At 63.5% G+C, this 21,785-nt stretch carries 24 protein-coding genes; 8 read left to right on the forward strand and 16 right to left on the reverse strand.

Annotated features, from left to right (window positions below; all coding sequences use genetic code 11):
• Window positions 1-82: 82 nt before the first annotated feature.
• The 11 genes from HBR93_RS15810 to nirS form a co-directional block, all read right to left on the reverse strand.
• Window positions 83-1,543 carry a cytochrome D1 domain-containing protein gene (locus tag HBR93_RS15810; protein ID WP_169960660.1) on the reverse strand — a complete coding sequence of 487 codons (1,461 nt, stop codon included), beginning with the start codon at window positions 1,541-1,543 and terminating at the stop codon, window positions 83-85.
• Entirely contained in the window at window positions 1,540-2,373 is an 834-nt protein-coding gene (gene cobA / locus HBR93_RS15815) for a uroporphyrinogen-III C-methyltransferase (RefSeq protein WP_169960661.1), read from the reverse strand. Before cobA ends, HBR93_RS15810 begins: the two co-directional genes overlap by 4 nt.
• A 67-nt stretch (window positions 2,374-2,440) precedes the next feature.
• Window positions 2,441-3,619, reverse strand: a complete 1,179-nt coding sequence (nirJ, locus tag HBR93_RS15820) for a heme d1 biosynthesis radical SAM protein NirJ (protein ID WP_115128344.1) — start codon at window positions 3,617-3,619, stop codon at window positions 2,441-2,443.
• 57 nt (window positions 3,620-3,676) lie between these two features.
• Window positions 3,677-4,207: an Lrp/AsnC family transcriptional regulator gene (locus HBR93_RS15825; RefSeq protein WP_169960662.1), complete on the reverse strand. Its 531-nt coding sequence runs from the start codon at window positions 4,205-4,207 to the stop codon at window positions 3,677-3,679.
• Complete coding sequence (locus HBR93_RS15830; RefSeq protein WP_115128342.1) at window positions 4,182-4,625, reverse strand: AsnC family transcriptional regulator; 444 nt, start codon at window positions 4,623-4,625, stop codon at window positions 4,182-4,184. Before HBR93_RS15830 ends, HBR93_RS15825 begins: the two co-directional genes overlap by 26 nt.
• Complete coding sequence (locus HBR93_RS15835) at window positions 4,618-5,133, reverse strand: Lrp/AsnC family transcriptional regulator (RefSeq protein WP_057436868.1); 516 nt, start codon at window positions 5,131-5,133, stop codon at window positions 4,618-4,620. Before HBR93_RS15835 ends, HBR93_RS15830 begins: the two co-directional genes overlap by 8 nt.
• On the reverse strand, window positions 5,130-5,588 hold the full coding sequence (locus HBR93_RS15840; protein WP_057959364.1) for an Lrp/AsnC family transcriptional regulator: 459 nt from the start codon (window positions 5,586-5,588) through the stop codon (window positions 5,130-5,132). Before HBR93_RS15840 ends, HBR93_RS15835 begins: the two co-directional genes overlap by 4 nt.
• 1 nt (window position 5,589) lies before the next feature.
• On the reverse strand, window positions 5,590-6,762 hold the full coding sequence (locus tag HBR93_RS15845; RefSeq protein ID WP_169960663.1) for a cytochrome D1 domain-containing protein: 1,173 nt from the start codon (window positions 6,760-6,762) through the stop codon (window positions 5,590-5,592).
• On the reverse strand, window positions 6,759-7,058 hold the full coding sequence (locus HBR93_RS15850; protein ID WP_225923881.1) for a cytochrome c: 300 nt from the start codon (window positions 7,056-7,058) through the stop codon (window positions 6,759-6,761). The genes HBR93_RS15845 and HBR93_RS15850 overlap by 4 nt, the downstream gene beginning before the upstream one ends.
• 43 nt (window positions 7,059-7,101) lie before the next feature.
• Window positions 7,102-7,416 carry a c-type cytochrome gene (locus HBR93_RS15855; RefSeq protein ID WP_169960665.1) on the reverse strand — a complete coding sequence of 105 codons (315 nt, stop codon included), beginning with the start codon at window positions 7,414-7,416 and terminating at the stop codon, window positions 7,102-7,104.
• A gap of 24 nt (window positions 7,417-7,440) precedes the next feature.
• Complete coding sequence (nirS, locus tag HBR93_RS15860) at window positions 7,441-9,009, reverse strand: nitrite reductase (RefSeq protein ID WP_232544800.1); 1,569 nt, start codon at window positions 9,007-9,009, stop codon at window positions 7,441-7,443.
• A 302-nt stretch (window positions 9,010-9,311) separates the two neighbouring features.
• On the opposite strand from nirS, the gene HBR93_RS15865 reads away from it, so the two are divergent.
• The 7 genes from HBR93_RS15865 to HBR93_RS15895 all read left to right on the forward strand — a co-directional run bounded on the left by HBR93_RS15865 (window position 9,312) and on the right by HBR93_RS15895 (window position 15,345).
• Window positions 9,312-10,088: a CbbQ/NirQ/NorQ/GpvN family protein gene (locus HBR93_RS15865; RefSeq protein ID WP_169960667.1), complete on the forward strand. Its 777-nt coding sequence runs from the start codon at window positions 9,312-9,314 to the stop codon at window positions 10,086-10,088.
• Window positions 10,072-10,638: a cytochrome c oxidase subunit 3 gene (locus HBR93_RS15870; RefSeq protein ID WP_169960668.1), complete on the forward strand. Its 567-nt coding sequence runs from the start codon at window positions 10,072-10,074 to the stop codon at window positions 10,636-10,638. The genes HBR93_RS15865 and HBR93_RS15870 overlap by 17 nt, the downstream gene beginning before the upstream one ends.
• A complete protein-coding gene (locus HBR93_RS15875) occupies window positions 10,635-10,856 on the forward strand; it encodes a cytochrome C oxidase subunit IV family protein (protein ID WP_057959367.1) in 222 nt (73 codons plus the stop codon). The genes HBR93_RS15870 and HBR93_RS15875 overlap by 4 nt, the downstream gene beginning before the upstream one ends.
• A 153-nt stretch (window positions 10,857-11,009) precedes the next feature.
• Complete coding sequence (locus HBR93_RS15880) at window positions 11,010-11,528, forward strand: sigma-70 family RNA polymerase sigma factor (protein ID WP_169960669.1); 519 nt, start codon at window positions 11,010-11,012, stop codon at window positions 11,526-11,528.
• Window positions 11,525-12,460: a FecR domain-containing protein gene (locus HBR93_RS15885; RefSeq protein WP_169960670.1), complete on the forward strand. Its 936-nt coding sequence runs from the start codon at window positions 11,525-11,527 to the stop codon at window positions 12,458-12,460. The genes HBR93_RS15880 and HBR93_RS15885 overlap by 4 nt, the downstream gene beginning before the upstream one ends.
• A gap of 161 nt (window positions 12,461-12,621) precedes the next feature.
• Entirely contained in the window at window positions 12,622-15,012 is a 2,391-nt protein-coding gene (locus HBR93_RS15890; protein ID WP_169960671.1) for a TonB-dependent receptor, read from the forward strand.
• 117 nt (window positions 15,013-15,129) lie between these two features.
• Window positions 15,130-15,345 carry a TOBE domain-containing protein gene (locus HBR93_RS15895; protein ID WP_003173733.1) on the forward strand — a complete coding sequence of 72 codons (216 nt, stop codon included), beginning with the start codon at window positions 15,130-15,132 and terminating at the stop codon, window positions 15,343-15,345.
• A gap of 33 nt (window positions 15,346-15,378) precedes the next feature.
• On the opposite strand, the gene HBR93_RS15900 is transcribed toward HBR93_RS15895, so the two are convergent.
• The 3 genes from HBR93_RS15900 to HBR93_RS15910 are packed head-to-tail and all read right to left on the reverse strand — an operon-like array spanning window position 15,379 to window position 18,192.
• Complete coding sequence (locus HBR93_RS15900) at window positions 15,379-16,527, reverse strand: PatB family C-S lyase (protein WP_057445048.1); 1,149 nt, start codon at window positions 16,525-16,527, stop codon at window positions 15,379-15,381.
• Between the two features lie 49 nt (window positions 16,528-16,576).
• A complete protein-coding gene (locus tag HBR93_RS15905) occupies window positions 16,577-17,257 on the reverse strand; it encodes a Crp/Fnr family transcriptional regulator (protein ID WP_169960672.1) in 681 nt (226 codons plus the stop codon).
• A gap of 47 nt (window positions 17,258-17,304) precedes the next feature.
• Window positions 17,305-18,192: a LysR family transcriptional regulator gene (locus HBR93_RS15910; protein WP_120733264.1), complete on the reverse strand. Its 888-nt coding sequence runs from the start codon at window positions 18,190-18,192 to the stop codon at window positions 17,305-17,307.
• Between the two features lie 113 nt (window positions 18,193-18,305).
• Here HBR93_RS15910 and HBR93_RS15915 point away from each other — a divergent pair, with 113 nt between their 5' ends.
• Window positions 18,306-19,166 carry a DMT family transporter gene (locus HBR93_RS15915; protein ID WP_057445050.1) on the forward strand — a complete coding sequence of 287 codons (861 nt, stop codon included), beginning with the start codon at window positions 18,306-18,308 and terminating at the stop codon, window positions 19,164-19,166.
• A gap of 89 nt (window positions 19,167-19,255) precedes the next feature.
• Here HBR93_RS15915 and narL read toward each other — a convergent pair whose 3' ends face one another.
• On the reverse strand, window positions 19,256-19,903 hold the full coding sequence (narL, locus tag HBR93_RS15920; RefSeq protein WP_081044232.1) for a two-component system response regulator NarL: 648 nt from the start codon (window positions 19,901-19,903) through the stop codon (window positions 19,256-19,258).
• 11 nt (window positions 19,904-19,914) lie between these two features.
• Window positions 19,915-21,720 (reverse strand): ATP-binding protein, encoded by a 1,806-nt coding sequence (locus HBR93_RS15925; RefSeq protein WP_057436849.1) that lies wholly within the window; start codon window positions 21,718-21,720, stop codon window positions 19,915-19,917.
• Window positions 21,721-21,785 lie beyond the last annotated feature (65 nt).

A 21,785-nucleotide genomic window follows, 5' to 3' on the forward strand; every position in this document is an offset into this window, starting at 1 on the left:
GCGGGCGTGCCCGCGATGGCGGCCCTTCAGTCACCGCCGTTACTGGCTGGCACGTCACTGTCGCCAGCCATCCAGCCCCCCATCAATGCGAAGTCCCCTCCGCAAACTCAATCTTGTTCCCCACGTTGTACTTGCCCGAAGGCTTGTTCATGGGGATCCGCTTGACCTCCTGCAACGTCTGGCTGTCATACACGATCAACGCGCCCTCGCGATCCCAGATGCTCAACAGCAAGTAGCGCCCATCCTTGGTGAACTCCACATGTGCTGCGGTCTTGCCCGGCATGGGCCGCAGGGTATGGGCGATTTCCAGGGTCTGCTTGTCGATCAAGTGGATCGCATCGTTGCCGGGTGCGAAAAACACATCACTCCACACATAGCGCGAGTTGCTGTGGCTGCGCATAAAGAACCCCGGCCCGAGGGTGGGAATTTCCTTGATCAGTTTCCAGGTCTTGAGGTCCAGCACCGAGATCTGCCCCTTGCTGATATTCGGCGTGGCAAACACCCACTGCCCATTGCGTTGCCAGTAGGTCCCCGAGCCCAGGTGCGGCATACCCGACAGCGCGATGTCGGTGACCACCTTCCCGGAGTCGAGGTCGATCACTTGCCCGCCACCGGCCTTGCGCGAAGTGGCGAGCAGTTGCCGGTAGTCAGGGGAAAAGGAAAAGTCATCGAGCACGTCCTGGGCCTGGATGCGCCGGGGCTCGAAGCTCGGGGTCGCGGCCGCGTAGGACAACTCCCAGACCTCATTCACATCCTTGAGGGCGACGATAAAACTGTTGCGCGGCGGTGCGGTGTACACCGCGCTGACCCGCGAATTCGTCGGCAGGGTCTTGACCAGCGACAGGTCGCGCGCATCCAGCACCACCAGGTTACCCGGCAGGTAATTGCCCACCAGCACCCAGCGCCCGTCCTTGCTCACCGCCAGGTTGCGGGTATTGAGGCCGGCGCGGACCTCGGCGATCAGCTTGAGGTTATGCAGGTCATACAGGCTGATCCAGCCGTCGCGCGAAGCAAAGTACACAAAGCGCCCGTCCGGGGAAAACTTCGGCCCGCCGTGAACGGCAAAGTGCGAGGCAAAACGGTCGAGCACCTCAAAACGGTCACCGTCGAGAATGTCGATGTGATGGTCACCGGATTCCACCACCACAAACAGGTTCAGCGGGTCGGCGTGATGCTGCGGGGTGCTGGGCAGTTGGCTGAGGTCGGCCAGTTGGCGGTGGCTGCTGCGGATATCCTGCTCGTTCCAGGTCGCGGGCGTGGCGGGCGGCTGTTGCAGGAACGTCACCAGGCCGTCGATCTTTTGCGCGCTGAGTTGACCGGCGAATGCCGCCATCTGGCTGGCCGGGCGCCCGTGTTCGATGACCTGGCGAATCTCGGCCGGCTTGATCCGCCCCAGGCTCTCCGGCAACAACGCCGGGCCGGTGCTGCCGACCCGGTTGAGGCCATGGCAGCTCTGGCAATGCTGCTGGTAATCGGCGGCGGCATCCGGCGCACCGTGGGCGGCGCTGGCCCAGAGCAGCGGCACCAGCCACAGGCGCTTCATACTGCCACCCTGGGCCGCGCGAGGTGAGCGGGCGCGAGGCTGGCGGGGTAGTGCAGGGGCGCATCGGCAAACAGATCCACCACATGCCCGATCACCGTCAAGGTCGGCACGCTGGGCTCGCACATCAAAGCCAGGGCCGGCAGTTGGCGCAGGGTGCCGCGATGCACTTGCTGGTCGACGCGGGCCCCGTTGCAGATCAACGCCGCCGGCGTCTCCGCAGACAGCCCGGCGCCGATCAGGCGTTCGGCGATCATCGCCAGGTTCGACAGGCCCATGTAGAACACCAGGGTCTGGCTGCCGTCGGCAAGGCTGTCCCAGGGCAATTTCAACTCACCGTCGCGCTGCAAATGCCCGGTGACGAAGCGACACGAGTTGACCAGATCACGGTGCGTCAACGGGATGCCCGCATAGGCGCTGCAGCCGGATGCTGCGGTGATGCCTGGCACTACCTGGCACGACACCCCTTGCGCCAGCAGGTATTCCAGCTCTTCGGCACCGCGGCCAAACACGAAGGGGTCGCCGCCCTTGAGCCGCACCACGCGCTGTCCTTGCTGAGCCAGTTCGGCCAGCAATTCATTGATCTGCTCCTGGGGCAGGCTGTGATATCCGCTGGCCTTGCCCACGTAATGGCGGGCGCAGGTCAGCGGGATCAGGGTCAGCAACTCGGCACTGATCAGGCGATCGAACACCACTGCATCCGCCTGCATCAGCAGGCTCCAGGCGCGCAGGGTCAACAGGCGCGGGTCGCCGGGACCGGCGCCGACCAGGGCGACTTCGCCGGGGTGGAAGGGGCTGTGCAGCGCGTAGGGTAAGGCGTAGGTTGAGTGCATGAGACTTCCTTGGTTCATCATCAGGTTGGCGCTCCCCGGTTGTTTCACCAGGTGAGCGGCCGGTGGTTCAGCGTGCCGAGCAAGGAATCAAGGTGGGCGGGGTGCGGGCGATTTCTGCGTTGCTGAGGTAGCAACCGGGGTCCGGGCCCCAGAGATCGCCGTCGGCCCAGGCGCGGGTGCGCGTGTTGCCGTTGCAGATGTTCAGCCAGCGGCAGTCGGTGCAACGGCCACCGACCTCCCGCGGGTATTGGCGCAGGCGCAGCAGTAACGGGTCGGGGCGTTCCAGCCAGATTTCGCGAAACGAGGTGCGGCGCACATTGCCCACCGAGTGTTGCCACCAGTAAGTGTCCGGGTGCACTTCGCCGGTGTTGTCGATATTGGCGATACCGCTGCCCGAGGCATTGCCGCCCCAGGCATGCAGCAGGTGTTCGAGTTGCGGGTAGTGTTCCGGCAAATGCTGATGCACCCATTGCAGCAACAGCACGGCGTCGGCGTCGTTGTTGCCGCTCACAAAATCGCTGGCCACGCCGTTCTGGACGTCGTTCCAGGCCTGCTGGAAGATCATCAGCATGGCGTCGCGGCTCATCTGCTGATGGGCGTCCAGTTGCCGGCTGCGCTTGCCGCGCCCGCTGTAGTTGAGGTGCGAGAGGTAGAACTTCTGCACATCGTATTCGCGCATCAGCCCCAGCAGTTGCGGCAACTGCGCGTGGTTTTCCTGGGTCAGGGTGGTGCGCAGGCCTACACGAATGCCAGCCTGGCGGCACAGGCTGATGGCATGCATCGAGCGCTCGAAACTGCCCTCGCACTGGCGGAATGCATCGTGGGTGGCCTTCAAGCCATCAATGCTGATGCCCACATAGTCAAAGCGCGCATCGGCGATCTGCTGGATATTGCCTTCGTCAATCAACGTGCCATTGCTCGACAGCGCCACGAAAAAGCCCTTGGCGCGGGCATAGGCGCTGAGCTGGAACAGGTCATCGCGCAGCAAGGGCTCGCCGCCCGAGAGGATCAACACCTTGACCCCTGCGTCGTGCAGGTCGTCGATCACCTTCAGCGCGGCCTCGGTATCCAGCTCATCGCGGAACACACTGTCGGCGCTGGTGGCGTAGCAGTGCTTGCAGGTCAGGTTGCAGCGGCGCAGCAGGTTCCAGATCACCACCGGCGCGCGGTCGCTGCCCGGTTTGGCGCTGCGCGGTGGTGGGCATTGGCCGGCCAGGGTGCGCAGGTAATGACTGATCCTAAGCATGGGGTGGTCCTTGTGTGGGGGAGCTGTCTCGCCCTGCGAGGCTGCGTTAGCGGTGGGTCATCCAGCATCTGTGTGGGCAGCTTCCACCGTGGATCGTTGGGTCAGGCGCAGGCCGGTTTTTTTCAGGATGCGACTGCTCACCAACATCTCGTCCGCCCGGCTGGCATCGCCCAGCAAGAAGCGCAGGTGTTCACGGTAACTGTCGATTTCTTCGCGGCTGCGGCCATGGACCATGGCGAACAGGTTGTAGGGCCAGTCCGCGCGCCGGGGCCGGCGATAGCAGTGGCTGACAAAGGGTTGGGCGCCGATCAGTTCGCCCAGGCGCGGCATCTGTTCATCGCACACATCCCACACGGTCATGCCGTTGTGGCGATAGCCCAGGCGATAGTGATTGGGCACGGCGGCGATCCGGCGGATCGCGCCTTCACCCTGCAAGCGCTTGAGCAGGTCCAGGGTGGATTCGACGCTGATCCCCAATTGCTCGGCGAGCCAGGTCCAGGGGTCTTCCAACAGGGGCAGGCCGGCGTCGGTCAAATGGATCAAGCGCTGGGCCAGGCTCTCGTCAAACCGGGAAGTACAGACCGACATGGTAGGTTTGCTCCTTGGGCAGGTTAAGCACCTCAAGCCCGGTGATGGTGTGGATGTGCGAGAGGGTCTGCTCGAGCTCTTCGGCGGTGCCGCAGGCCAGCACAAACCACATGTTCCAGTGATGCTCGCGCCGGTAGTTATGGGCCACTTGCGGGAGTTCGTTGAGCTGCGCCGCGACCTGTTCAAAGCGTGCTTCAGGTACCGCCAGGGCGGCCAGGGTGAAGGCGCCGCCCAGGCGCTCAATATCAAACATCGGCCCGAAGCGCGTCAGCACGCCGTCTTCGAGCAGCAGGTGCAGGCGGTCGAGCAGTTCGTCGGGCGTGCTGTGCAGCTCTGCAGCCAGTAACTGCCACGGGTGACGAACCAGGGGCAGGCCCCGTTGCAGGCGGTTGATCAACTGACGGTCAAGTTCATCCATGGGCCCATACCTGGGATGGCGGTGGCGCAAAACGCCCGCCGCACTGCTTGAACATGCGTGTACTGAATAACAGGTGGTGGGGCAGGTCGCTGAGCAGGTGCTGTTGCAACAGTGCCTCGATCTGCGCCTGCACCGCTGCGCGCTCACGCCCGTGGACCATGCAGAACAGGTTGTAGCGCCAGTGCGGCAAGCGCCGTGGCCGCTGATAGCACAGGGTGATGCCCGGCGCGCAACCCAGGCGCTGGCCGACTTCGTCGATCAGCGCATCGGGCACATCCAGCACCAGCATCGCGTTGGCCACAAAGCCCAGGGCGCGGTGGTTGAGCACCAGGCCGACGCGGCGGAACAGGCCCTGCTCCTGCCATTGCTGCATCTGCCGCAACACTTGCTGGTGATGGGCGCCGATCTGCTCGGCCAGGTCTTCATAGGGCCGCGACACCCTCGGCAGGCCGCGCTCCAGGCATTGGCGCAGGTCGAGCAGTTGCTCGTGGTTCAGCGGCGCGATCACAGGTGGCCTCCCAGGGCAAAGCCCAGGTCGATGCGGTAGGAGGTGAGCATCGGCAGGTCCAGAGGGATGAGGCCTGTGTCTTTTTCCAGTTCGTCGAGAATCTGTTCCAGGTGCCGGCGATTGGGCCCGGTCAGCACAAACCATAGGTTGTAGTGATGCTCGCGGGCGTAGTTGTGATTGACCTCGGGATAGCGACTGATGCGCGCGGCCACCTGCTCCAGGCGTTCGGCGGGCACCGCCAGGGCGGCCAGGGTACTGGCCCCGGCGCGGCTGTGATCGAACACCGGCCCGACCCGTGACAGTGCGCCTGCCAGTTCCAGGCGTTGCAGGCAGGCCATCAACTGTTTCTCGCTGCAGCCGAGGGTGTTGGCCATTTCCATGTAAGGCTCGGCGCACAGCGGCATGCCATGTTGATAGCGGTCGATCAGGCGCGTGGTGAGCTCGTCAAGTTCCATCTCAATACCCCATTTTTTGCGCGCGGCTGCTGAAGAAGATTCCGCTGGGACTTTCGGCCGGCAGGGTCTTGAGCAAGGTCAAGCGATAAGGATCCCAGACCTGCACCTGTTGGCCGTCGCGAACCGACAGCCACAGCTGCTCACCGCGCCCGGTGAATTCCATATGCAGCACACCAGGGCCGGGACGCAGGTCCGCGACCACCTGGTGGGTTTCAGTGTCGAGCACCTGTACCCGGTCGTTGTCCGGGTAGGCGAAGTTGACCCACAACTGGCGCCCGTCGGGCCGTGCGGTGACAAAAATCGGTTGGCCGGCCACGGCAATGGTGGCGGTCTGTTGCCAGGTGCGCGCATCCATCACCAGCACCTGATGGCGGCCTACGGCGGGCACGAAGGCCTGGTTATCGGCCACGGCCCAGCCTTCCAGATGCGGCATCTTGTACACCGGCAGTTTTTGCTGGCCGCGACCGTAGTCGGCGAGCACACGCTTGACCCCATGTTCGGGGTGCCACAGGTCGAGCTGGGCCATGCCGTCCTCGCCAAACAACCCGGCCATGTAGTAACGGCCATCGGCGGTGATCAGCGCGTCATAGGGCTGGCGACCAATGCCAGTGAAGCGGGTGATGGCCGGGGTGTTGCCCTGGCTGAAATCGGCGCTCCAGATCTCGTCGGTATCGAACAGGCTGAACACAAAGCGTTGTCCCGGCGCATCCACCAGGCCCACCACCCGCGAGCGTTTGCCGTCGGCCTGGGGCGTGGCCGGGATATCGGCCACCTGTTGCAGGGTCACGGCGTCGAACACCTTGACGCCACCGGGCTGGTAGTTGGAGACGGCAATCAAACGCCCGTCCTGGCTGATCGCGCCACCGATGCTGTTGCCCCCCTGGATCAGGCGTTTGTCGATGCGTTGGGTCAGCAGGTCGACCTTGGTCAGCCCGCCGTCACGGCCAAACAGGTAGGCGTAGCGCTGGTCCCGGGAAAACACTGCCGAGGCGTGGGACAGGTCGCCCAGCCCCTCGACCCTTGCCAGGCGGGCCTGGTGGCTGCTGTCGATAATCAGCAGGCTGCCGCTGGCGCGCTCCACCACCAGGCCCAGGTCGCCGCTGCCGCGCAACGGTGGCTGGGAGCAGGCGGTGAGCAACAGGCCGGCAATGCAGGCAAGCAGGGGACGGATCATGGCGCGGGGGTTCCTTGCAGGAGGCGATCCACCAGCCAGGCAATATCGCCGGCATTGAGCAACGGCGCCCAGCCGGGCATCGCCAGGGCAGGGCGGCCATAGGTCACGGTGGCAATCAGGCTGTCGCGGGTTTGCCCAGACAGGGCTTGCGGGGTCAGGGCCGGGCCCAGGCCACCGGTCAGGTGCAGGCCGTGGCAGGCGCCACAGTCCTGGGTCAACAGGTGTTCCAGTTGGACCTGGCGCGCAGGCGCCGGTGCTCCGTGCACCGGCGCAGGAATGAGGAAGAGCAGCGCCATGGCCGAACCGATCATCGAGATTTGCATGGCGCGCTCCTTGTGCTTATTTCAGACTCAACACCCATTGGGCGAGGGTCAGGGCTTCGGCATCCGTGACGGGGTTGGCCGGCATCGGAATCGGTCCCCAGTTACCCTGGGTGCCGTTCTTGATGTGGCTGGCCAAGGTTTTGTCAGCGTCCTTGACGCCGGCATTTTTTGCCGCCACTTCCTTGAGCGCCGGGCCCACCATCTTGCTGTCGATGGTGTGGCAGGCGGCACAGGGTTTGCTCTTGAACAGCGCCGCGCCGTCTTCGGCCATTGCGGTGGACAGGCTCAGGGCCGCGCCCAGGGTCGCCAGTGCAAGCAGGATATTTTTCATTGGTTTGCCTCTTGTTGATGAAGCTCAATAAATGTCGAATTGGGTGTTGTAGACGTTGAACTTGCCGGTCGGGGTAATCAGGCGCTTGTCCCGGATCACGTTCTTGAGCTTGAGGGTCTTGTCATCGACCACCACCAGCGCCGACTCCTCTTCCTGGCCGTTCCACACCGAGAACCACACTTCATCGCCTGCCTTGTTGTATTCCGGCTGCACCACGCGCAGGGCGCCTTGCTTGATGCCCGACCATTCGGCAATCGGCAGTACGGTGTAGCCAGCGTCGAGCTTGTCGATGTTGAACACCGCGACCGACTGGCTGAGCTTGGTGTCGGGGTTGAGCGTGGTGTCGACATACAGGTGCCGCGAGTTGGGGTGGGTCTTGATAAACAGCGAGCCACCGCCCTGGCCGTTGAGCGAGGTCACTTGCTTCCAGGCGTACTGCGGGTGCTTGACCGGGTCGGTGCCGATCACCGAAACCCCACCGTCACCCAAGTGACTGGTGGCCCACACCGGACCGTATTGCGGGTGTACAAAGTTGGCGCCACGGCCGGGGTGCGGGGTCTTGCCGACATCCACCAGAGCGGTGAGCTTGCGCTCCTTGGAGTCAATCACTGCAACCTTGTTGGAGTTGTTCGCCGCCGTCATGAAGTAGCGATGGGTGCTGTCCCAGCCGCCGTCGTGCAGGAAGGGCGCGGCGTCGATGGTGGTGATGGTGAGGTTTTTGATGTCTTGGTAATTGACCAGCATGACCTTGCCGGTTTCTTTGACGTTGACGATGAACTCGGGCCATTCGTGGGATGCGATGATCGCCGCCACCCGTGGTTCGGGGTGGTATTCCTGCTTGTCCACGGTCATGCCGCGGGTCGAAACGATCTGCTTGGGCTCCAGGGTCTCGCCGTCCATGATGGTGAACTGCGGCGGCCAGTAGGAACCGGCAATCGCGTACTTGTCTTCATAGCCTTTGAACTTGGAGGTCTCCACCGAACGGGCCTCGATGCCCACCTTGATCTCGGCGACTTTGGTCGGCTCGGCAGGCCACAGGTCGATCATGTCGATCTTGGCGTCACGGCCGATCACCAGCAGGTAGCGGCCCGAAGCGGAAATTCGCGAGATGTGCACGGCGTAGCCGGTGTCGATGAGCTTGACGATTTTCTTGCTGTCGCCGTCGATCAGGGCGATTTTGCCGTCGTCACGCAGGGTCACGGAGAACAGGTTTTCCAGGTTCAGCTGGTTGAGCTGCTTCTTGGGACGGTCTTCGGGTTTGACCAGCAGCTTCCAGGTCTTGAGCGTCTCGGCCATGCCCCATTCCGGTGGGGTGGGCGCGGTGTGCTGGATGAAGGTCGCCATGCTGGTGATCTGCGCCTTGGTCAGCGCATTGGAGGTGCCCCAGTTCGGCATGCCGGCGGGGGAGCCGTAGGTGATCAGGGCTTCCAGATACGCCTGGCCCCGGGCCTGGGTGATGTCCGGGGTCAGCGGCTTGCCGGTGGCGCCTTTGCGCAACACACCATGGCAACCGGCGCAGCGCTCGAAGTAAATCTGCTTCGAGGCATCGAACTCGGCTTGGCTCAAGTCCGGTGCGCCGGGGCTCTTGACCATGGCTGCAACCGGCGCGGGAGCCGCCGCGAAGGCCTGTGTTGAGAGGGCCAGGGCCAGCGCGCAGCTGAGCCTGGCCAGCGTCAGTACGAAGGGTGTTTTGTTGCGAGTCAGCATTCCATATCTCCTCAGGCAAGACCTTTGCGATCTGGGTAGAGCGCAGGTTCTTAGTGCCAGCAGAGACTATGTCGCGGCGGGTGAATGACCGCTTGACGGCGATCAAGTTTGCCCTGAGTACGGCTTGCCAGGTTGTCGCAGGCCCCCGTAGCGTGGCTGCCAAACCCGCTGTCCATGCAAGGTGCGCTATGACCGAACCCTTCTACCAAGCCGTCAACAACGAACATGAGTTGTTCGAGCACGCCTGGCGCCACCGCATGCCGGTGCTGATCAAGGGCCCCACCGGCTGCGGCAAGACCCGCTTCGTCCAGCACATGGCCCACCGTCTGCAATTGCCGCTGTATACCGTGGCCTGTCACGACGACCTCAGCGCCGCCGACCTGATCGGCCGCCACCTGATCGGCGCCCAGGGCACCTGGTGGCAGGACGGCCCGTTGACCCGCGCAGTGCGTGAAGGGGGCATTTGCTACCTGGACGAAGTGGTCGAGGCACGGCAAGACACCGCCGTGGTCCTGCACCCGGTGGCCGATGACCGTCGCGAGCTGTTCCTGGAACGCACGGGCGAAGTCCTCAAGGCGCCGCCGTCGTTCATGTTGGTGGTGTCCTACAACCCCGGTTACCAGAACCTGCTCAAAGGAATGAAACCCAGCACCCGCCAGCGGTTTGTGGCGATGCGCTTTGGTTATCCCGCGACAGCCGAAGAAGAGCGCATCGTCGCCCGCGAAGCTCAGGTGGATGGCGCCTTGGCGGCCCAGGTGGTGCGCCTGGGGCAGGCCTTGCGCCGGCTGGACCAGCATGACCTGGAAGAAGTGGCGTCCACCCGCTTGCTGATCTTCTCCGCCCGCCTGATTGCCGCTGGCATGCACCCGCGCGAAGCCTGCATGGCCTGCCTGGCGGAAGCGCTGAGCGACGACCCGCAAACCGTCGCGGCCCTGATGGACGTGGTTGATGTTCATTTCAGTTGAGCGGCGGCTGCCGGGTGATTTGGCGATGTGGTTCTTTATCCTCGCCGAACTCTCGGTGTTTGCGATTCTGATCCTCGCCTTTGCCGTGACCCAGACGCTGCGGCCCGAGGTCTTTGCCGAGGGCCGCGAACAGTTGGATACCTCCACCGGCCTGGCGATGACCCTCAGCCTGCTGACGGCCGGCCTACTCGCCGCGTTGGCACAGCAACAGGTCATTGCAGGTCGCCCACGGCGGGCAGGTGGGTTATTGGCGTTGGGACTGGCGGTGGCGGCGGTTTATGTGTGGATCAAACTTGGCGAGTACGGGCACCTGGCTGCGGCCGGCCTGGGCCTGGAGCGCAGCACGTTCTTTACCCTGTACTGGATTTTGACCGGGTTTCATTTTCTGCATGTGCTGTTGGGCATGCTGATCCTGGCGTGGCTGGCGTTGCGCTGCTGGCGCCGGGCCTATGGTCCGGGGCGTCAGTCGGGTTTCGAGTCCGGGGTGTTGTATTGGCATATGGTGGATCTGGTGTGGGTGGTGCTGTTTCCGTTGGTGTACGTGTTGTGAAATTGCTGGCGTGCTGGGCCGGGCTGGTGCTGCTGAGCGTGGGCACCGTCATGTCCGGCGCTGCGGGCTGGTGGTGGCTGGTGGTGTTGGCAGCGGTGGCCAAGGCCTGGGTGATTGCCGATGGGTTTATGGAACTGCGGCATGCGCCTTGGGGATGGCGGGCGGCGATGTTGGCGTGGCCGGTGGTGCTGGTGGCAGGGATGGTCGTGATGCGTTGATGACGATGATGGACCTCCTGGCTGTGGGAGTGGGCAAAGACTTCAAGGAGAGCCGGCGGTCTGCCCGGTAAAAAGATCATGGTGTGGCGCGGGGATATTAAATAGAATGAATCTCATTTGAGACTCACTCGCGCCGCCCAGGGTTCGCTTGCCATGAATGATGCCGTATTGCCAACGACCGCCGCAGAACCCAGCCTGAGCACTTTGTACCGCGACCATCGCAGTTGGCTGGAAAGCTGGTTGCGCCGGCGCCTGGGCAACGCCTGGGATGCCGCCGACCTGAGCCAGGACACCTTCCTGCGGGTGCTTGCCAGCGCCCAGCCAGTGTCGCAATTGCAGGAACCACGGGCCTATCTGGTGACGGTGGGCAAGCGCCTGCTGGTCAATTTCCACCAGCGCCGCAGCCTGGAGCAGGCGTATCTGAATGCCTTGGCACGCCTGCCTGAAGAGTGCGTGCCGTCGCCGGAGCAACGCTGGTTGCTACTGGAAACCCTGCAGGCCCTGGATGAATTGCTCGACGGCCTGGCGCCGGTGGTGCGCCGGGCGTTTCTCTGGAGCCAGCTCGAAGGCCTGGGCTACCGGGAGATTGCCGAGCGCCTCAAGGTCTCGGAGCGCACGGTCAAGCGCTATATGGCCCAGGCCTACGAACATTGCCTGCTGGTGGAACTGTGAGCCGTACCCCAGCGGATGTGGCCCGGGCCGCGGCGCACTGGCTGGCGCTGTTGGAGTCCGGCACTGCTGGCGAGCGCGACCATGCCGGCTTGCAACAATGGCGCGACAGCCATCCCCAGCACGAACAGGCCTGGCAAAAAGCGCAACTGCTGCGCCAGCGCTTTGCCGACTTACCATCCTCCCTGGCCATGGCCAGCCTCGACCGCCCGCAACCGGGCCGGCGCGCCGTGCTCAAGCGTGCCCTGGGCGTGGCTGCGCTGGTGCCGGCGGCCTGGTTGCTCAGTCGCCAGTTACCCCTCGACGTATGGCGTGCCGACCTGCATACCGCCACTGGCGAGCGCAAGCGCGTGCCGCTGGTCGATGGCAGCACCCTGCAACTGAACACCGCCAGCGCGGTGGATGTGGACCTCGCTGCGCGGCGCCTGACCCTGGTCGAAGGGGAGATGGCGCTGACCGTACCCGGTACGACGGCATTGACCGTACATAACCGTTATGGCCAGGTTATCGCCAGCCAGGCCGAGGTCTGCGTGCGCCAGTTGGCGGATGCTTGCCTGGTGTCGGTGCTCAAGGGGCGGGTACAAGTACTCGACGGGCACGGGCGTGCTGCCTGGGTGCAGGGAGGGCAACAAATACGGCTGCAACCTGTGGGGCTGGGGGCGCCGATGCCGTTCGACGTGCAGCAACTGGGGTGGCGCGACGGTGTACTGACGGCGCAGAACCAGGCGCTGGGTGACTTCCTGCGCGAACTGGATCGCTACCGCCCGGGCGTCCTGCGCTGGGACCCGAGCCTGGAAACCTTGCGCGTCACCGGCAGTTTCCGCCTGGACGACACCGACTCCATCCTCAGCCTGTTGGCCACCACTCATGGGCTGCAGGTGCAGTTCCGCACACGCTATTGGGTCACGCTGCAGCCGCGCAAAACCCTGGGCTGATCGCGATCTTGTTGTCCCTGCAGGTCCCATGGGGGAGCGGGCAAGCCCACTCCCACACAAGCCCTTTCCCACTTTTTTATCGGCCTGTTCGCAAGACCGTGGCCCTTTTTTTCGGCTCGCCTGTCATCCAAGGCAAGTGAACGAAAACAGAGAGCCTTTTAATGCCCGTCGTCCCGCCATCATTGTTGCGCCTGAGTTTGGTGCTGAGCCTGAGTGCCAGTCCGTTGTTTGTTCCTGTGAGCTGGGCCGAGGACGCGGCCCGACGCAGTTATCAGGTGCCGGCCGGCACCCTGGGCAGTGCGTTGACCCGCTTTGCCGGGCTGGCCGGGGTCAATCTGTCGGTCGATCCGGCCCTGGTCGGCGGCCGGCAAAGCGCCGGGATCTCCGGTGAGTTTGCCGTCGAGGAAGGCTTCGCGCGTCTGCTGCAGGGCTCGGGCCTGCAATTGCAGGCGGTGGGTGAGCGTGCCTACACCTTGATCCCCGCGCCGCAGGGCGGTACCTACCAGTTGCCAGCCACCTCGATTCTCGGGGCCGCGAACACACCCGTCGCCGAAACCTACGCCGGTGACCAGGTCACGCGCAAAGGTGCGCAGGGCATGCTCGGCGACGGCGACTTTATGGATACGCCGTTCAACCTCACGTCCTATACCGCCAAGGCAGTGAAAAACCTGCAGGCGCGGACCCTCGGCGAGATGGTTGCCAGCGATCCTTCGGTGCGCATCACCAACCCGGCCGGCGGGCGTTTCGAGCAGTTCTCGGTGCGCGGTTTCAGCCTGTTCAACAGTGATGTGTCCTACGGCGGCCTGTATGGCGTGCTGCCGACCTACGCCATCGACATGGAAATGGTCGAGCGCGTCGATATCCTCAAGGGCCCCGGCGCCTTGCTCGGTGGCATCGCGCCTCGGGGCAGCATCGGTGGCGGGATCAATATCGAGCCCAAGCGCGCCGGCGACACACCGCTCACCGAGTTCACCGGCAGCTATGCCTCGGCCGGGCAGTTCGGGGGGGCGGTGGATATCGGTCGGCGGTTTGGCGATGAGCAGCAGTTTGGCGTGCGCTTCAATGGCGTGAAGCAGTCCGGCGATACCGAATGGGATCACCAGGAGGTGGACCGTGAAATGACAGTGATCGGCCTCGACTACCGCAAGGAGCGGGTGCGCCTGTCCCTCGACCTCGGGCGCCAGGAACGCACCGGCGACGCACCTCAGGAGCGCGTGGAAATCGCCAAGGGTAGCGTGATGCCCAAGGCCAAGGACATCCGTGACAACTTCGCCCAGTCCTGGACCTACTCCCATACCAAAGACACCTTTGGCGCGGTGCGTGGCGAGTTTGATGTCAGCGATTCATTGATGGTCTATGCCGCAGCCGGGGCGCGCAAAGGCAACTACGACTTCCTGCGCCACGGCGTGCAGGCAACCCAGAGCAATGGCGACTTCACCGTGGTGCCGCGCAGCTTCCGTCGCGACGAAGACGTCAAGACCGTCACCGTCGGCGCGCGCAGTTGGTTCGACACCGGCTCGGTAGGGCACACCCTCAATGTCAGCCTCAATCAGTTCAATATGGATTTCGACAATGCCGGCGAGCGCTACACCCCCGGCAAGAGCAACCTCTACAACCCGGTGGTTTTGCCCCGCCCAGGCAAGGCCGTGCGCTGGGACACCAGCACCCACACCGAAAACCGTTTCACCAGCCTGGCCCTGGCCGACACCCTGGCTTTTTTTGATGAACGGGTGCTGCTGACCCTCGGCGCCCGCCTGCAAAAGGTCCAGGTCACCTCCTGGAGCAATGGCATCAAGGACCAGCCGGAGTACGACGAACAAGCTACCTCGCCGGCCCTGGGCCTGGTGGTGAAAGTCACCGATCAGTTGTCCCTGTACACCAACTACATGGAAGGCTTGAGCCAGGGCGAGACCGCGCCATCGAGCGGGGTGCGCAATGAAAACGCGATCTTCCCACCGACCAAGAGCAAGCAGGTGGAAGTCGGCGCCAAGTACGACATGGGCAGCTTCGGCATGAGCGCCAGCGTGTTCCGGATCAAGCAGCCGGCCTATGGCATCGACAGCCAGGGTTTCTTCAAGCCCAACGGCGAATTGCGCAACCAGGGTGTGGAACTGAACGTGTTTGGCGAGCCCCTGACGGGCGTGCGCCTGCTCGGTGGGGTGATGCTGCTCGACAGCGAACAGACCAAGACCGCCCAGGGCCTGACCGACGGCAAGCGTGGCACCGGTGCGCCGATTGCCAACGTCAACCTGGGCGCCGAATGGGATATCCCACGCCTGCAAGGCGTGACCCTGACCGCCCGTGCGATCCATACCGGCGCGCAGTACCTGGATGCGGCCAACCAGCAGAAAATCGACAATTGGGAACGCTATGACCTGGGCGCGCGCTACACCTTCAAGGTCAAGGAAAACCCTGTGACCCTGCGCGCGACCGTGGAGAATGTGCTGGACACCACTTACTGGGCGTCGGCCGCGACCTCCAGCGACAGCGCGCCGGGCCTGACACTGTCGACGCCGCGGACGTGGCTGGTGTCGGCAACAGTGGGTTTTTAATATTCAAAAAAGGAATAAATAAATAGTTATTTATTCCTTTTATTGTTGGTGCGGAGGGCGCATTTTAAAGGCCTGCGCATTCGTGCGAATTGACCCAACAGTGAAAGGAAAACCCACATGACCATCAAAGCGATCAACGTGCGCAACCAGTTCAAGGGCGTGATCAAGGAAATCCTGCTCGGCGAAGTGGTGTCCGAAATCGACGTGCAGACGGCGTCCGGAATCGTCACTTCGGTGATCACCACCCGCTCGGTGCGCGACCTGGAGTTGAAGGTGGGCAGCGAAGTGATTGCCTTCGTCAAATCCACCGAAGTGTCCATCGCCAAGCTCTGAGCCCAGCCCTTGCAGGCGTCGGCAAGCCGGCGCCTACAGGGTTTTCAGCGCACGTTCCAGGCGTGAAATACCTTCTTCGAGCAACGCCCGCGGGCAGCCGAAGTTCAAGCGCACGAACTGCTGGCTGTCATCGCCAAATTCCACACCTGCACTCAAACCCACCTTGGCCTGTTCCAGGAAAAACCGCTGTGGGTCGTCCAGGCCCAGGGCGCTGCAATCCAGCCAGGCCAGGTAGGTGCCTTGCGGGGCATGCATGACCACGCCGGGCAGGCGTTTTTGTACGGCATCCAGCAGGTAGTCGCGGTTGTCTTGCAGGTACGCCACCAACGCTTTCAACCATTCATCACATTGGCTATAGGCCGCCCAGGTGGCTTCCAGGCCCAGGGGGCTGACGCTGTCGACCATGCCGCAGCGCGCCTTGTTGAAGCGTTCGCGGATAAGCGGGTCCTGGACAATGGCAAAGCAGGTCTTCAGGCCGGCGACGTTGTAGGCCTTGCTGGCTGACATCAGGGTAATGGTGCGGCGGGCGATTTCTGCGCTCAGCGACGCGGTGGGGATATGCCGGCGCCCGTCAAAGCACAGCTCGGCATGGATTTCGTCAGAGATAATCAGCGTGCCCTGATCCAGGCAGGCGTTGGCCACGGCCAGCAGCTCCTCGCGGGGGAACACCTTGCCCAGTGGGTTGTGGGGGTTGCTCAACAGCAACGCACCGGCGCCTTTCAAGGCCTGGCGCAAAGCGGGCAGGGGGGTGAGGTATTCGCCCTGGTCGTTCAGTTCGAAGGGCACTTCGATCTTGGGCAGGTTCCAGTTGCCCGCGGCATGGCGCAGCGGCGCATAGTTGGGGGTTTGCAACACCACCGACTGGCCTGGCTGGACAAAGGCGTGCAGAGCCATGTTGAAACCGGGCTCGACGCCCGGCAGGAACAACAGTTCATCGGGCTGCACGCGCCAGGCGTACTTGTCCCACAGGTCGTGGATGATCGCTTCGCGCACTTCTGGCCGGGCGACGCTGTAGCCGAGCATCTGCTGGTCCAGGCGTGCGTGCAGGGCCTTGAGGATCGCCGGTGGCGCGGCGATATCCATGTCGGCAATCCACATCGGCAAGACATCTTCTGGGTAACGGCTCCACTTGGTACTGCCGGTGCCGAGGCGAGGGTGGATCGTGTCGAAATCAAAGCTCATGGGGGCGCTCGTGTCAGGAAGGCGGGCGAAGAATGCCGTCGATTCTAAGTCAGCCGGCCTGATAGGTCATCAACTGCTCCTCGCACATAATGCGGATGGTGCGCCGTTGCACTTCAATCAGCCCGGCGTCCACCAGCCGATGCAGAATCCGCGAAAACGTTTCTGGCTGAATCCCCAGTTTGGAGGCCACCAGGCGCTTGGGCACTTGCAGCACTACATCGCCACTGGCCAGATCGCGCTCCTGGATCAGGAAGTTGATGACCCGGCGACTGGCGTTGGCCAGGCTCAGGGTGTCGATGTCCTTCAGGCGTTGATGCAGGTGGATGCTCATCGTGCCGAGGATCGCCAGGCAGATCTGCGGCTGGTCCTCCAGGGCCTTGCGGTAATGATGGCCCTCGATGCTCACCAGCACGCTGTCCTTGAGCGCCGTGGCACTTACCGGATACGCCTTGGCGTGGCTGAACAACAGGGCTTCGGCAAAGGTCTGGCCGGGGCGGATAACCTCCACCAAGTGCTCCTGGCCTTCGCCGGTGACCCGGTGCAACTTGACCTGGCCGCTGACCAGCAGGAAAAACCGATCGGCAGGGTCGCCCTGGTGCATCAGGGTCACATGCCCGGGCAGACGTTTGAGGTTGGCCAGGGTGCAGACGTCCTGGAAGATCTTCTCCGGCAACGGACTGAACAGATGATGCCGGCGCAGGGTTAAGACGATGGATGGGTGGGTCAACATGGCGTACCTCCGCTCCCGCCCATGGTAGGGCGTGCGGCCGGCGGGGCCTATGCCTCGTTGGAGGTAGCCCCGTAGAGGGAGTGTTCGCGCAGCAGTGCCGAAAATGCATCCCGGGCCGGGTGACAACCTGCATGGGCGTGCCAGTAAAACCGGTTGTCGATGTGCGTCAGTTCCGCGAACTCATGGCCTTGCCAGTTGGCACCCTGGCGGTATTGCTCGTAGATCCCCCGAGGCACCAGCGCGGCGCCGCTGCCAGCACTGACACAACCGACAATCGTGCCGTAGCTGGCGATGCTGACGATGGGGCAGACCTGGTCGTGGCGAGACAACCACTGCTCCAGCGCCAGGCGATAGGGGCAACCTGAGGGCCACATAAACAGGGTCAGGCCCTGCAGGTCCGCGACGCTGCGCACCGGGCCCAGCGACGTGGGGGCAATCAGTATCAGGTCTTCGCTGTACAGCACCGCGCTTTCCAGCCCCGGGCGTTGCACATCCACGGCGACAATCGCCGCGTCCAGCCGATGGTGCTGGATATCATCGAGCAACTGCGACCAGGTGCCGGTGCTCAACTCCAGCGACACTTGGGGGTACAACGCGTGATAACGCGCCAGCAGCTGTGGCAAGCGCCCGGTTGCGCTGGACTCGATAGCACCGATGCGCAGTCGCCCATGGGGCGCGCCACCGGGGGCGACGGCACGCCGGGAGGCTTCGGTCAGGTCGAGGATTTTCGTCGCATATTCGATAAACACTTCGCCGGCGGGGCTGACCCGCAGACCCCGGCCCTCGCGCACAAACAGCGCGACGCCGAGTTCCTGCTCGAGGGACTTGAGCCTTGCGGTGATATTGGACGGCACGCAATGCAGCTGCTGCGCCGCACGGGCGATGCTGCCCAGTTCGTAGACCGCCTTGAACATGCGCAGTTGGGACAGTTCCATGGTTCACCTGGAGTGAAGAGTGGGCTCAGTTTAAGTCACTTTTTTCCGGGGCTGGGGTTTCTCATACTTTTGCCAGGCAGTGCCTGTGTGCTGCCACGTCCCTGAGAACGCTCATGCCTCGTGCAAAAATTATCCTGGCAACACTCTTCGTCATTCTCTGCTGGGCGTATTCGCCGATCGGCATCCATATCGCGTTGCAGGCTTATGCGCCCGATAACCTGGCGTTGTTGCGTTTTTTGATCGCCTCCGGGTTCATGGCCGGTGTGGCCTGGATCAAGGGGATTTCCCGGCCTAGACTGCGGGATTTGCCTTTGTTTGCGGTGCTGGGATTGTTTGCGGTGACGCTGCACCACATCGCCCTCAACTACGGCCAGCGCGGTGTGAGTGCCGGCGCTGCCAGCGTCCTGGCGCAATCCACGCCCTTGTTCAGCGCGTTACTTGCCAGCACGCTGTTCAGGGAGCGGCTCGGCGCCTGGCAGTGGGGCTGCGTGCTCGGCGGTCTGCTCGGCGCCGGGGTGGTGGCGGTAGGGGATCGCGGCTTGGGCGAGCTGGATGGGCATGGGTTGTTGATCCTGCTGGCGGCGGCGTCCTGGAGCCTGTATTTCGCTCTGCAAAAGCGTTATTCCCAGCATTACGACGGGCTGACCCTGGTGTGTTTCACCCTCTGGTCAGGTACGGCGTTGCTGCTGGTGTATCTGCCAGGGCTGCCGGCGGAGTTGGCCCAGGCTTCGGTGTCGGTGAACCTGGCAGTGCTGGTGCTGGGCATCTTTCCCAGTGCGCTGGCGTACCTGGCCTGGGCTTATGTGCTGACGCATAGCCAGGTCAGTCGGGCAGCGATTGCGCTTTATCTCATACCGCCGGTGGCGATGCTGATGGCGTGGGTGATATTGGCGCAGCGGCCTTCGGTGATGGTGATTGTGGGGACGGTGATTGTCCTGGCGAGTGTGGGGGCGTTGACGGTGAAAGTGCGGTGACGTAACTGACTGTCGCCATTGGGTGGCTGGCGATGGCCATGTTTGGGGTGGGGTACATATCCGTTGTTGCGATGGCGGTACATCAGTCCCTACCCAGCCTGACGCAAATGCTCCATCGCCCACACCGCCGCTTCCACCCGCGAGCGCAACCCCAGCTTGTGCAGCAAGTTCTTCACATGCACCTTCACCGTGCCCTCGGTAATCCCCAGTTTGTGCCCGATCACCTTATTGCTATACCCCCCGGCAATGGTCTTCAACACCTGCCGCTCGCGCTCGGTCAGTTCCACCGCCGCATGGGGCTGGGGCGAGCGCAGGGCCTGGGCCAGCACCCGAGTCAGGCCGGGGCTGATCACCAGGGCGCCGTGCAGGGCATCGCGGATGTACTGGATCAGCAACTCCGGCTCCATGTCCTTGAGCAGATACCCATTGGCATCCAGGCGCAGGGCGTCGCGGATGTCGTCTTCGGCATCGGACACGGTAAACAGCAAGACCTTGCCGCCATAGGCCATGGCCCGCAGGCGGCGCAGGGTTTCCAGGCCGTTCATCTGCGGCATGTTGTTGTCCAGCAGCACCAGGTCCGGTTGCAGCGATTCGATCAGGCCCAGGGCTTCTTCGCCATTGCCGGCTTCGCCCACCACGTGCAGGTCATCTTCCAGTTCGAGCATCTGGCGCATGCCGTGGCGCATCATCGGATGGTCGTCGACGAGCAGGATGCGGTGGCGGACTGATGGGTTGATGAGCGCCGTGTTCATGACAAGCTACCTTCTTGTAGGGAGGGCCCGAGAAATTCCGGGCGAAACAGCAAGTGCACCCGGGTGCCCTGGGGCTCGCGGGAGGAAATGTCCAGCTGGCCGTGCAGGCTGCGGGCGCGTTCGTCCATGATGGTCAGGCCGTGGTGTTCACGTTGGTCCACCGGCTCGCTGAAGCCGCGGCCATCGTCTTCAATGCTCAGGCTGACGGTTTCGCCATGCTGGCGCAGTTGCAGCCAGGCATTCTCGGCATGGGCATGGCGCAGGCAGTTGGACAGGGCTTCGCGGGTCACCTGCAACAGGTGGATCTGTTCACTGGCCGACAGTTGGAAGGCCAGGGCATCCACGTGCAGGTGTACCTGGAACTCGCCACGCCGGGAGAATTCCTCGGCGGTGTCTTTTAGCTCCTGGACCAGCCCGGCATCGTGAATTTGCAGGCGGAAGGTGGTGAGCAACTCCCGCAGCTGCCGATAGGCATTGTTCAGGCCTTCGCGCAGTTCGCCGGTGACGGTTTCCAGGGTGGCCTTGGGTTCGTCGCGGCGCAGCAGGGTCTGCATGCGGCTGACTTGCAGCTTCATATAGGACAGGGCCTGGGCCAGGGAATCATGTAGTTCGCGGGCGATGATGGTGCGTTCGTCGAGCAGCAGCAGGCGGTGGTCCTGTTCGCGCTGGCGTTTGAGGGACAGCGAGGTGCCGATCAGGTTGGCCAGGGCCTGGATCAGTTGTTGCTCCCAGGCCTGGGGCGCATGGCCGTCGACAAAGTGTGCCTTGAGTTCGCCCAGTTCCGCGCCCTGGTTGCTGATGCTGAACACCTGGGGCGGGGCCACGTGATGGCGCTCGCAGGTGGCGCAATCGCCAATGGCGCAGACGTTGCGGCTGTTGCCGCCGTGCAGCGCGAGCATCTGTTGCGCCGGGGCGAGGAAGTGCCCTTGCAGGCACAGCGACAGGCGCAGGCCCGGCAGGCGTTTCTGGAAGCGCCGGATCAACTCGTCAAGCCCTTCGGCGTTGGCCAGGCGCGTGGCCAGGCTGCGACTGCTCTCGTAGAGCAATTCCAGGGCGGCGTTGGCCTGCTGCAAATTGAGGGTTTTTTGCTGCACCTGGCTTTCCAGGGTGCGGTGGGACTGCTCGATGGTTTCGGCCAGGGTGTTGAAGCTCAGGGCCAACTGCCCCAGCTCATCCTGGGAGCGGTGATTGACCCGGGTCTGGTAATCCCCCTCACGAAAGCGCCGGGTGGCGTCCACCAGTTCCTTCAAGGGGGTGACCACGCCGTACTGCAATTCATACAGCCCAAGCAGCAGGATGATCAGCGTGCTGAACAGCGCCAGGCCCTGGATCAACTGTTGCCAGCCTTGTTTGTGCTCGCTCTGTTGCTGCAACAGGCTGACGAACTGGTTCAGTTGCTCGACAAAAGCCGGCGCGCGTTCGCGGAAGAGGGCGCCGTCGTCGCGCTCGATGGCCGGGCGCAGCTCCTGGTTCCAGTGTTGCTGGATCTGCCGGTAGCTCTGTTGCAAGGCGCTGTGGGGGCCGTCTTCCAGTACTGCTTTCAACGACTGGCTGTCGAGGCGCCGTTGCAGGCTTTGAGTGATGGCCTGGATCTCGTCGGCGGGGGCATGGTCGGCGAGCTTCCAGCTCAGGTGGTAGGTCTCCATGCGCACCGAGCCTGCGGTGTTGATGGCCGCGCCATCGCCCTGGCTGAACCAGGCGATCAGCCCGGCGCTTAGGGAACTGGCCAGGGCCAGGATTGCAATCAGGATGACCGCGACACCGGCGCGTGCGGGCAGGGAGCTGCGCAGCCAGTTAAACATCACGGCGTAATCGAAGGGGTAAGAACAGCAGCATGACGGCACCTGGCACGGGAAACAGCATTGAA

Origin of the sequence: Pseudomonas sp. WS 5411, assembly GCF_012985595.1 — a bacterium.
GTDB classification, from domain to species: domain Bacteria; phylum Pseudomonadota; class Gammaproteobacteria; order Pseudomonadales; family Pseudomonadaceae; genus Aquipseudomonas; species Aquipseudomonas shahriarae.

What these genes read in the sequence shown, in the direction of transcription:
- cobA (WP_169960661.1), bottom strand. Translation starts at nt 2,373, where the DNA reads ATGCACTCAACCTACGCCTTACCCTACGCGCTGCACAGCCCCTTCCAC.
- HBR93_RS15840 (WP_057959364.1), bottom strand. Translation starts at nt 5,588, where the DNA reads ATGGAACTTGACGAGCTCACCACGCGCCTGATCGACCGCTATCAACAT.
- HBR93_RS15825 (WP_169960662.1), bottom strand. Translation starts at nt 4,207, where the DNA reads ATGTCGGTCTGTACTTCCCGGTTTGACGAGAGCCTGGCCCAGCGCTTG.
- HBR93_RS15895 (WP_003173733.1), top strand. Translation starts at nt 15,130, where the DNA reads ATGACCATCAAAGCGATCAACGTGCGCAACCAGTTCAAGGGCGTGATC.
- HBR93_RS15900 (WP_057445048.1), bottom strand. Translation starts at nt 16,527, where the DNA reads ATGAGCTTTGATTTCGACACGATCCACCCTCGCCTCGGCACCGGCAGT.
- HBR93_RS15870 (WP_169960668.1), top strand. Translation starts at nt 10,072, where the DNA reads ATGTTCATTTCAGTTGAGCGGCGGCTGCCGGGTGATTTGGCGATGTGG.
- HBR93_RS15925 (WP_057436849.1), bottom strand. Translation starts at nt 21,720, where the DNA reads ATGTTTAACTGGCTGCGCAGCTCCCTGCCCGCACGCGCCGGTGTCGCG.
- HBR93_RS15810 (WP_169960660.1), bottom strand. Translation starts at nt 1,543, where the DNA reads ATGAAGCGCCTGTGGCTGGTGCCGCTGCTCTGGGCCAGCGCCGCCCAC.
- HBR93_RS15830 (WP_115128342.1), bottom strand. Translation starts at nt 4,625, where the DNA reads ATGGATGAACTTGACCGTCAGTTGATCAACCGCCTGCAACGGGGCCTG.
- nirS (WP_232544800.1), bottom strand. Translation starts at nt 9,009, where the DNA reads ATGGTCAAGAGCCCCGGCGCACCGGACTTGAGCCAAGCCGAGTTCGAT.
- HBR93_RS15905 (WP_169960672.1), bottom strand. Translation starts at nt 17,257, where the DNA reads ATGTTGACCCACCCATCCATCGTCTTAACCCTGCGCCGGCATCATCTG.
- HBR93_RS15850 (WP_225923881.1), bottom strand. Translation starts at nt 7,058, where the DNA reads ATGGCGCTGCTCTTCCTCATTCCTGCGCCGGTGCACGGAGCACCGGCG.
- HBR93_RS15880 (WP_169960669.1), top strand. Translation starts at nt 11,010, where the DNA reads ATGAATGATGCCGTATTGCCAACGACCGCCGCAGAACCCAGCCTGAGC.
- HBR93_RS15910 (WP_120733264.1), bottom strand. Translation starts at nt 18,192, where the DNA reads ATGGAACTGTCCCAACTGCGCATGTTCAAGGCGGTCTACGAACTGGGC.
- HBR93_RS15915 (WP_057445050.1), top strand. Translation starts at nt 18,306, where the DNA reads ATGCCTCGTGCAAAAATTATCCTGGCAACACTCTTCGTCATTCTCTGC.
- HBR93_RS15865 (WP_169960667.1), top strand. Translation starts at nt 9,312, where the DNA reads ATGACCGAACCCTTCTACCAAGCCGTCAACAACGAACATGAGTTGTTC.
- HBR93_RS15890 (WP_169960671.1), top strand. Translation starts at nt 12,622, where the DNA reads ATGCCCGTCGTCCCGCCATCATTGTTGCGCCTGAGTTTGGTGCTGAGC.
- nirJ (WP_115128344.1), bottom strand. Translation starts at nt 3,619, where the DNA reads ATGCTTAGGATCAGTCATTACCTGCGCACCCTGGCCGGCCAATGCCCA.
- HBR93_RS15855 (WP_169960665.1), bottom strand. Translation starts at nt 7,416, where the DNA reads ATGAAAAATATCCTGCTTGCACTGGCGACCCTGGGCGCGGCCCTGAGC.
- HBR93_RS15845 (WP_169960663.1), bottom strand. Translation starts at nt 6,762, where the DNA reads ATGATCCGTCCCCTGCTTGCCTGCATTGCCGGCCTGTTGCTCACCGCC.